Source organism: Lysinibacillus halotolerans (assembly GCF_003711845.1).
Lineage (GTDB): Bacteria > Bacillota > Bacilli > Bacillales_A > Planococcaceae > Ureibacillus > Ureibacillus halotolerans.
Genome location: NZ_RHLQ01000074.1, coordinates 1 through 9384 on the forward strand (window position 1 = coordinate 1; position 9384 = coordinate 9384).

The window sequence follows — 9384 nt, forward strand, 5'->3', positions numbered from 1 at the left end:
ATTCATGGCCATTAACTAAAGAAAAAAAGAATTTACATACAAAAATAGAGAAAGGTGAATTTGAGTTTCCTCAAATTCACCTTTCCCACTATTTGAAGCTAGTTATGTCCCAGCCTCTTTTCAACTATTATTTAATTTTTAACTTTATATCTTTTTCACCCATCCAAGTCCGAGGGAACCCTCTCCTAAATGAGTTCCTATAACCGGGCCAAAATAGCTTAAACGAAACTCAACATTCGAATATTTTCCAGCTAAATCATTCATCCAATCGCGTCCTTCATTTTCACAATTAGCATGAATAATTGTTGCGATTAGTTTGTCGTTTTCTGCAGCATCTTTAGCGAGTAATTCTTCCACACGTCGCAACGCTTTTTTCTTCGTACGGATTTTTTCAAAAGGAACGATGACTTTATTTTCAAAATGAAGGACAGGTTTTACTTGTAATAGCCCACCTACTAAAGCTGCGGCAGCGGAAAGTCTTCCGCCTCGTTGTAAATGAGAAAGATCATCTACAACAAAATAAGCTCGCATCACAGTTCTCATTTCTTCCAACGTGCTTAAAATTTGATCTGCTGTTGCGCCTTGCTGTGCCATTTCAGCAGCCTTAAGAACAAAATATCCTTGAGGGGAACAGGAAATTTCACTATCAAATGCATGCACTGTTATGCCTTCTACCATCTGACCAGCTTGTACAGCTCCTTGATATGTACCACTTATACCACTAGATAAGTGAATGGAAATTACCTCATCATAATCTTTCGCTAACTCTTCAAACAACTCAACAAATTTCCCAATAGGAGGTTGTGTTGTTTTCGGAAATTCTTTAGCACCGCGTACTTTATCATAAAATTGTGAAGCTGTAATCTCAACTTCTTCTTCATAACTACCATCTTCTAAATTAACGCTAAGAGGAATCATTCGAATGTTGTAGCGTGCTCTTTCTTCAGGCGTTAAATATGCTGTACTATCTGTAACGACTGCAATACTCATGAATATCCCACTCTCCTAATAAAAATTATATTACCTTATTACAAAATAGATGTGAACTCCCTAACCTCAATATAGTTATGGAATACTAGAAAACTGTTTAAAATTTATCCTTATGTTCTAGTAAAAAGAAAGCGTTCCGTATACTTAAACAAGTGTACACGAAACGCTATGATATTAAAGATAATTCCTAAAAACTAACTATTCGATTCGTTACCAATATAGTAAACGCTTGTTACTTTCCATGCACCATCTTCTTTTACAAAAACAGTAACTTGACGTCCACTACTTGTAAGTTCCGTATTTGTTTTAATCTCTGTCATTTTAATATCTAGATTAGCATATACTTGTGCTTCTTCTTCACTGTATTTGACAATCGTTATATCTGAAGGTGTTCTTTTAATATTATATTGATTAAAGGCAGTTTTTGCCGCTTCAATATCTTCCTCATATTCAAAACCTTGTGGATTTTTAGAAAGGGTTTTTGTATAACGATTGATATCCTTTTCATTAAAGGCTGCAATATATTCATTAAAAGCCTCAATGATTTGTTTTTCTTCCTTTTCCGGTACATCGGCTGCCTTTTCAATTTTATCGCCAAGTACTTCAAAACCTACCGTATTTTCACTAGCAGATTCAGTAACATTTTCATTATTTACTTCTTCATTATTATTACAGGCGGTAAGCATAAATAATGCTAACACCAAAATAAACCATTTTTTCATAAACTTTAAACCTCCCGCGCGAATATTGTAGCATAGTTGTCAAACTATGGCTAATTTCGTAAAAAAACATCGAATTTGTAACCAAATTTTATCATTTGTTACTGATTACCCGTTAGTATGACGTTTCCAACTACTTTTAGTTTCCGTCAGTTTAACGTTGAGAACCTAACGTCTATCCTTCAAAATCGTATCTATTTTCACTTGTCGTTTTAAAAACTGAAAAAAACTAACAGTCTACTCTTAGTGGGAAATGACATATTTTAAACCTATAACCAAGTCTCTGCTAAAATGAACAAAAAAATTCCAATCAACAATACTGTTGATTGGAACTATTCAATATCAATTGTTACCTTTAAATTATCTTACTTCTACCCAACCATTCTTAATAGCCGTAACTACTGCTTGTGTACGGTCATTAACGTTCATTTTTTGTAAAATACTTGATACATGGTTTTTAACTGTTTTCTCAGAAATAAATAATGTTTCACCAATTGTACGATTGGATTGTCCATCTGTTAACAACTGAAGAACTTCACATTCTCTTTTCGTAAGTAAATGGAAAGGACGGCGAATTTCAGTTTGATGGAAGTTCCCTTTATTTTCATGTTCGCTCAAACGACGGAACTCAGCTACTAAATTTTTCGTTACTTTTGGATGTAAATAAGAACCACCATTCGCAACTACTTTTATCGCTTCAACGATTTCATCTGCATCCATTTCTTTTAACATATACCCGAGGGCTCCAGATTTTAACGCATGTGTTACATAACTTTCATCATCATGAATGGATAGCATAATTACTTTTGCTTCAGGAAATTCTGCAATTAACTCTGCTGTTGCTTCCACACCATTTTTTCCAGGCATATTGATATCCATTAGTACTACATCAGGGAAATGATTACGGTATATATTCACTACATCCGTACCATCATCACCTTCTGCAACTACTTCAAATGAATCTTCGAAATCTAAAATTCGTTTAACTCCTTCTCGGAATAATTGGTGATCATCAATAATTATAATTTTCGTCATAAAATCCTTCCCCCTACAATAAATAACATCTTCGATTATTTCTCATTATTTAGTTTATTTCTGGAAATGGTATTTTAAAAAAGATTGTAGTCCCTTTACCGATTCCACTTTGAATTTCCATATTACCTTTTAATAGATCAATTCTTTCTTTCATTCCGATAATACCAAAAGATTGGTCTTTTACACTAGTTTTATCGAAACCTTTTCCATTATCTTTCACTAATATATTAACATATTTTCGAAGCCACTCTATTTTCACCCAAATTTCTGAAGCGTTGCCATGCTTTATTGCATTATTTACGCCTTCTTGTACTAATCGGAAAATAGATACTTCATAATCTGAAGGTAGCCTTTTTTCATTACTATAAGATTGGAAGTGTATCTCAAGACCTTTGTTATAGTCCATAATAGTTGACAAGTACTTTTTCAATGTAGGTACAATGCCTAAATCATCCAATGCCATAGGACGTAAATCGTAAATGATTCGACGTACTTCCGATAGAGCATCTCTTACAGTCATTTTTAACGCTGCTATTTCCTGTATTGCCGCTTCAATGCCCTTTTCTCTATAAGTTCGTTCAATTATATCAGAACGCATTAAAACGTTAGCCATCATTTGAGCTGGCCCATCATGGATTTCCCGTGATAAACGTTTTCTTTCTTTTTCTTGGGCTGCTATAATTTTAATACCAAAATCTTGCTTTATCTTAGCTTGTTCTAGTGCAGCGCTAACATTTTTCAAATCAGATGTTAAATAGTTCAACACTACGTTCACTTGATTTACAATGTGATCAGCACGATCAATTGTCTCGTATAATGTTTTTAATCTTAGTTCCAAATCATCTCTTTTTTCACGTAAACTCTTCTCTTCAGAACGAGTTAAAGATAATCGAATTTGAAGGTCATTTGCAGCTTCATATGCTTCTCTTACCTCTTCTTCGGAATACTGATTAAAAAACTTGCTTACTAATACAAGACGTTGTTTAGCCATTTTGGTTCTTTTTTCTAAATGATCACTTTCTTCTATGATTATTTTAATTTTCTCTTTAATAATCTCTAGTTCTGCCTTCATTTCTTCAAAGCTTCTGCGGCTTTGTTCACTAATAATGAATATATCATTTTTAGAACTCGTGATGGTTTCAATCATTCGATTAAATATAACGTCAAGTGAACCTATGTCAACTTTATCGTTTGAAAACATACCTTTTCCCCAATCTAATTGGTGTTATTATTAAAACAATAAAAGTTTTTTAAATTGAAAACCAGTAGATGTAATTGTTTATAGATATTATAACATTTAAATAATTTTTTTTAAGTAAATATCTTACTATAGTATATTGCATTTTTTGTTAAAAAAAGGAGAAATTATAATGCGAAAAGACTATAAAACCGTAAAAGGATTTGGAGAACGGGAAATTGTTCTCTCAAAATCTCGTTTTATCGCCTATGTAAATAGGGCTGAATCGGAGGAAGAAGCGATAGAATTTATTAATTCCATCAAAAAAAAGCATCCGAATGCAACCCATAACTGCTCTTGCTATATGATTGGCGAGCATGATCAAATTCAAAAAGCAAATGATGATGGGGAACCTAGCGGAACTGCTGGCGTCCCTATGCTTGAGGTTCTAAAAAAACAAGGATTAAAAGATACAGTTGTTGTTGTAACACGTTACTTTGGGGGAATAAAACTCGGTGGTGGAGGATTAATTCGCGCATATGGTAAAGCGACAACTGAGGGAATCGCCGCTGCCCAAGTTGTTGAAAGAAAGTTACATCATGTAATGAAAATTTCCATAGATTATACTTGGTTAGGTAAAGTGGAAAATGAAATTCGAAACTCTCACTATCATTTAAGTGACATTCAATATGCAGACGCTGTTCATTTATTCGTTGATGTATTGCAAAAGGATGAAGAGACATTTACTAATTGGATTATTGAATTAACAAACGGTCAATCTTCTATTCATTGTGTCGATAAAAAATTTGTAGAATTCACCATATAAACCTATTAATTTTTGTTTTACTGATATTCGACATCATAGTATAATTAGTCGTATTGAATTATTTTTAATTTGCAGATTATTAATTTTTAAATTTTGACTAAGCTGAAAGTTTTACCAACAATACCTGACAATACGGTTCGACATACTAAATATGAATCCAATTATCATCAATATTGTGATTCCTACGGTTAGAGGAGAGTTTAGATGAAAAGATCAAGATCAGAAATATATATCCAGAAGAGGAAACCGAAGAAGAAGTTTTCCCGTTTTTTTAAAGTATTTTTAATACTAACTGCCTCACTACTATTATGTGTGGCCTGCTATGCTGTTTACTTAGTGAAAAAGGCTGAAAACGCAGCTAATCAATCCTACGAAAAAATTAACAATCGGGAATATTCCGAAATGCGTGAAGCAAAAGTTGAACCCCTTGAGGACAATGTTTCCATCTTATTTATTGGTGTCGATGACAGTGAAGCAAGGGAACAAGGATCGGACAATTCTCGATCAGACGCCCTTATTTTAGCTACATTAAATAACGAATCAAAAACTGTTAAAATATTAAGCATCCCTCGAGATTCTTACGTTTATATCCCATATGTAGGTTATAGTGATAAAATTACCCATGCCCATGCATTCGGTGGTACCCTTGCAACTATCGAAACAGTTGAAGAACTATTCGATATTCCGGTTGATTATTACGTAAGAATGAACTTTAATGCTTTCATCGACGTTGTCGATAGTTTAGGAGGAATCGATGTCGACGTTGATATCCCCTATGCCTTTTATGAAAGAGATGAAAATGACAAAAAGACGATTTATTTAGAACCTGGTTACCAACATTTAAATGGTAGTGAAGCACTGGCTTTAGCAAGAACACGTAAACACGACAGTGACATTATGCGTGGTAAACGTCAACAAGATATTATAAAAGCAATCGCAAAAAAAGCAACTTCAGTAACATCCATTACAAAATATGATGATGTCATCGATGCCATTAGTAACAATATGAAAACCGATATGACATTTAGTGAAATGAAAACATTTATAAATTATTTCTCAGAAGGGGTACCAGAAATTGAATCTTTAAATTTAGAGGGCTCCGATGATACATCTTCAGGTACATATTATTACCAACTAGATGAAGAATCAATAAATGAAATTTCACAAATTTTAAAAGGAAGTCTTGGTTTAATTCCAGATACATCTAATCTCTCTGAAAATAGTTCTGAGACTAGCGTTACAGAGACAACTTCTAATTCAAATCCATAAACAAATGATCAAAAACTCCCAATATATATATTCGATTGGGAGTTTTTCTCTCCTATCAACTCATTAATAACCTAATATCGATTAAATAATAAAGAAAACAAGCTACTAACATTGAACGCTTTCCGCTCTAAAGTAGTAGCTTGTTTTTTATGTTTTATAACTATAGTAAGAACTTACTTATGTAGCTAATTCTTGCCTGCCAGAGCAAACAATTCAAATCATTAACAACTCAAAATAAAAGCTACCACTTCGAATAGCTTAACGTTCTGAAGTAGTAGCTTATTTTCATATGTTTTGTAATTGTACTCATTTATTAAACAGCTTTGCTAGATTGATTAGTGGGCGATAATTCTTTCCTGCTAGCCCGATTACTTCTACAAACAATTCAATCAGCACTAAAATAACTGCAATAAGGAAAATGGCACCCCATAATTTTGCAACAGAGATCGTTATAGCCGCTAGTCCAAACAGTGTGGCAATTCCATAAATGAGTAAAACCGTTTGACGATGAGAAAAACCTAACCCAATTAAACAATGGTGTAAATGGGATTTATCAGGAGCAGTCCACTTTTGTTTATTGCGAAAACGGCGGACAATTGCAAAGAATGTATCAGAAATTGGTACACCTAGCATAATGACCGGAACAATAAATGAGAACATAGTTACTCCTTTAAATCCGAGTAAAGAAAGTACTGATATCATAAAACCTAAAAATAAGGCTCCGGTGTCACCCATAAAAATTTTAGCTGGATAGAAGTTATGGAATAAAAAGCCGATTGTGCTACAAGCTAAAATAGCTGCTGTGGCAACAACAAACATATCTCCCAAAATAAAAGCCATACATGATAAGGTCACAAGAGCAATTGTAGAAACACCTGCTGCAAGACCATCTAAACCATCAATTAAGTTAATTGCATTTGTAATCCCAACAATCCATATAATGGTGAATGGAATACTAAGTAGTCCAAACTCTAATTTAACACCAAAGGGCAAATTGATAAAATGAATTTGAATATCTCCAACAAATACAATAATAAAAGCAGCGATTAACTGGCCAATTAATTTTGACTTCGCTGAAATTTCAAACACATCATCCAACATACCTGTTAGAACAATAATTGTAGCACCTAAAATAATTGCAATTGGCATTACATATGAATTATCCCCATCCGGTAAGGGTCTTAAAATAGCTAGTCCCACTAAAAATGCAATAAATATTGCTAAACCACCAAGTCGAGGCATTATTCGCGAATGGACTTTTCGATAGTTTGGCGCATCTACTGCACCGATACGAAATGCTAAACGTTTCACAAGTGGAGTAATTAAAATGGCAACGATAAATGCCATGACTAAAGACACGTAAATCATGTCTCTCCTCCTCAAGAGTAATATATATGCAGTCTAAATCTAAATTATTATACCATGAATTAGTACTAATAATAACTACTATTCATTACAAAGAATAAACAAATAAATTAAATTATTTTAACAGGTTCGATCAGTATCCTTTCATATTATTTTCACCACTCTTAAAGATCTTCATACCATTTTACAATGAAGAAACCCATTCATTAATTTTTGTTTCTTTGAACCATATTAAGGAATTTTAATATTAAAAGAAACCTTTGAATTTTTAATTTTAAGTAAAAATAATGTGAATTTTTCCAACAAATCCAACCAAACTAATTATTTGACGTTTTTTAAAACCGAAAGTTACACTGTCGCAAAAAAATTTACAAAACCAATAGTAAGAAGGATTTTCCGTATTCTTACCTTTTCCAACCTATTATTTACAATCCTTTAACAAAATAAATAAAGTATTTAATTTATCGACAAAATGTGATAGAATTCATCATTGTGTATAAGAATATAATAAATTTTTTGAAAGTTTTTGCTTTTCAATTAAGAAAGGAATTTGTAGTACAATGAAGTTTTTAAAAGAAAACCTTGCAGTAGGATTTATGCTCTTCGCATTATTCCTAGGTGCTGGAAATATTATTTTCCCTCCAGAATTGGGACAAAATGCAGGTACAGAATTTTTACCATCCATTATTGGTTTCCTAATTACAGGAGTTGGGTTACCATTAATTGGAATTGTAGCAGTCGCTAAAAACGGCGGTGACTTACAACTCGTTGCAAATCGAGTACATCCGGTCTTTAGCCTTATTTTTACTTCTATTATTTATTTGTCCATTGGTCCGCTGTTCGCGATTCCACGTACTGGAGCCGTTACATATGAAATCGGTATCGCTCCGTTTTTATCGGACTCGGCCCAATCTAGTTGGATTCCATTGTTCATTACATCATTACTTTTCTTTGGAATCGTACTTTATTTATCATTAAACCCAACGAAATTAGTAGATCGTATTGGAAAAATATTAACACCTGCATTATTACTTATTATCGCTTTACTTGCAGTAAAATCATTTATTACACCGATGGGAGAATTCGGTTCACCCCATGGTGTTTATAAAACAAAGGCGTTCTCTGAGAGCTTTATTCAAGGTTATTTAACAATGGATGTTTTAGCTTCCCTTGTGTTTGGTATTGTTATTGTTCAATCGTTACAAGCAAAAGGCATTATGGAGCGTTCTAAACAAGTAACGATTACAATATTCTCTGGTATTGTTGCCGCAATTGGTTTAGCATTCGTCTATATTTCATTGGAATATATCGGTGCGACAAGTATTGATTCAATCGGTTATTTAGGTGATGGTGGAAGCATTATTGCAGAATCTGCGCGAGTTTTATTTGGTAACGCGGGAAATGTCATTTTATCTTTAGTCATTATTTTGGCTTGTATTACAACGGCTGTTGGACTTGTTTCTGCTAATGCTACATTTTTCAATAAACTATTCCCAAAAATACCTTATAAATTATTAGTCATTATTTTTACGTTCTTTAGTCTTTTCATTTCAAACTTCGGGCTAGAAAAATTAATAGCAATTACTTTACCAGTACTAATGTTTATTTACCCAATTGCCATCGTTTTAATGTTCTTAGTCATGTTTGACAAACTATTCAACCGCGCACCGATCGTATATATCCTAGCTTTAATTGCGACGGCATTCGTTAGTATTTATGACGGAATTAAAGCAGCTGGATTTGAAATTTCATGGTATGAACATATTTTAAAGTTATTACCTCTTTACGACCAAAGTATCGGCTGGTTAGTTCCTGCAATTATTGGAATGCTCATTGGATGGTTTATTCAATTATTAAGTAAATAATAAAAACCTCTCCTATTATGATATGCCCCGTAAAAGTTAGACACCAATCTAACTTTTACGGGGTGTTTTTTATGACTAAAATTACAAAAGATGAAAAAATACGAATATTATTACGTTATGTAAATGGACAAGAAAGTG

General features: G+C 33.1%; 8 protein-coding genes. 3 read left to right on the forward strand and 5 right to left on the reverse strand.

Features of this window, described 5'->3' with window-relative positions; all coding sequences use genetic code 11:
- Positions 1-144: 144 nt before the first annotated feature.
- The 4 genes from EC501_RS17410 to EC501_RS17425 form a co-directional block, all read right to left on the reverse strand.
- The gene (locus EC501_RS17410) at positions 145-990 is read right to left on the reverse strand and encodes a DegV family protein (protein ID WP_122973617.1); all 846 of its coding nucleotides are present in this window, start codon (positions 988-990) and stop codon (positions 145-147) included.
- Between the two features lie 194 nt (positions 991-1184).
- The gene (locus EC501_RS17415) at positions 1185-1712 is read right to left on the reverse strand and encodes a nuclear transport factor 2 family protein (RefSeq protein ID WP_122973618.1); all 528 of its coding nucleotides are present in this window, start codon (positions 1710-1712) and stop codon (positions 1185-1187) included.
- Positions 1713-2069: 357 nt separating this feature from the next.
- Positions 2070-2744, reverse strand: coding sequence for a response regulator transcription factor (locus EC501_RS17420; RefSeq protein ID WP_122973619.1), 675 nt, complete (start codon positions 2742-2744; stop codon positions 2070-2072).
- Positions 2745-2793: 49 nt separating this feature from the next.
- Positions 2794-3945: a sensor histidine kinase gene (locus tag EC501_RS17425; protein ID WP_122973620.1), complete on the reverse strand. Its 1152-nt coding sequence runs from the start codon at positions 3943-3945 to the stop codon at positions 2794-2796.
- Between the two features lie 169 nt (positions 3946-4114).
- On the opposite strand from EC501_RS17425, the gene EC501_RS17430 reads away from it, so the two are divergent.
- Both EC501_RS17430 and EC501_RS17435 read left to right on the forward strand, forming a co-directional pair.
- Positions 4115-4747 carry a YigZ family protein gene (locus tag EC501_RS17430; protein ID WP_122973621.1) on the forward strand — a complete coding sequence of 211 codons (633 nt, stop codon included), beginning with the start codon at positions 4115-4117 and terminating at the stop codon, positions 4745-4747.
- Positions 4748-4951: 204 nt separating this feature from the next.
- On the forward strand, positions 4952-6016 hold the full coding sequence (locus EC501_RS17435) for an LCP family protein (protein WP_122973622.1): 1065 nt from the start codon (positions 4952-4954) through the stop codon (positions 6014-6016).
- A gap of 306 nt (positions 6017-6322) precedes the next feature.
- Here EC501_RS17435 and EC501_RS17440 read toward each other — a convergent pair whose 3' ends face one another.
- A complete protein-coding gene (locus EC501_RS17440; RefSeq protein WP_122973623.1) occupies positions 6323-7384 on the reverse strand; it encodes a glycosyltransferase family 4 protein in 1062 nt (353 codons plus the stop codon).
- Positions 7385-7941: 557 nt separating this feature from the next.
- Between EC501_RS17440 and brnQ the strand changes: the two genes are divergently transcribed.
- Positions 7942-9246, forward strand: a complete 1305-nt coding sequence (gene brnQ, locus EC501_RS17445; protein ID WP_122973624.1) for a branched-chain amino acid transport system II carrier protein — start codon at positions 7942-7944, stop codon at positions 9244-9246.
- Positions 9247-9384: the final 138 nt, after the last annotated feature.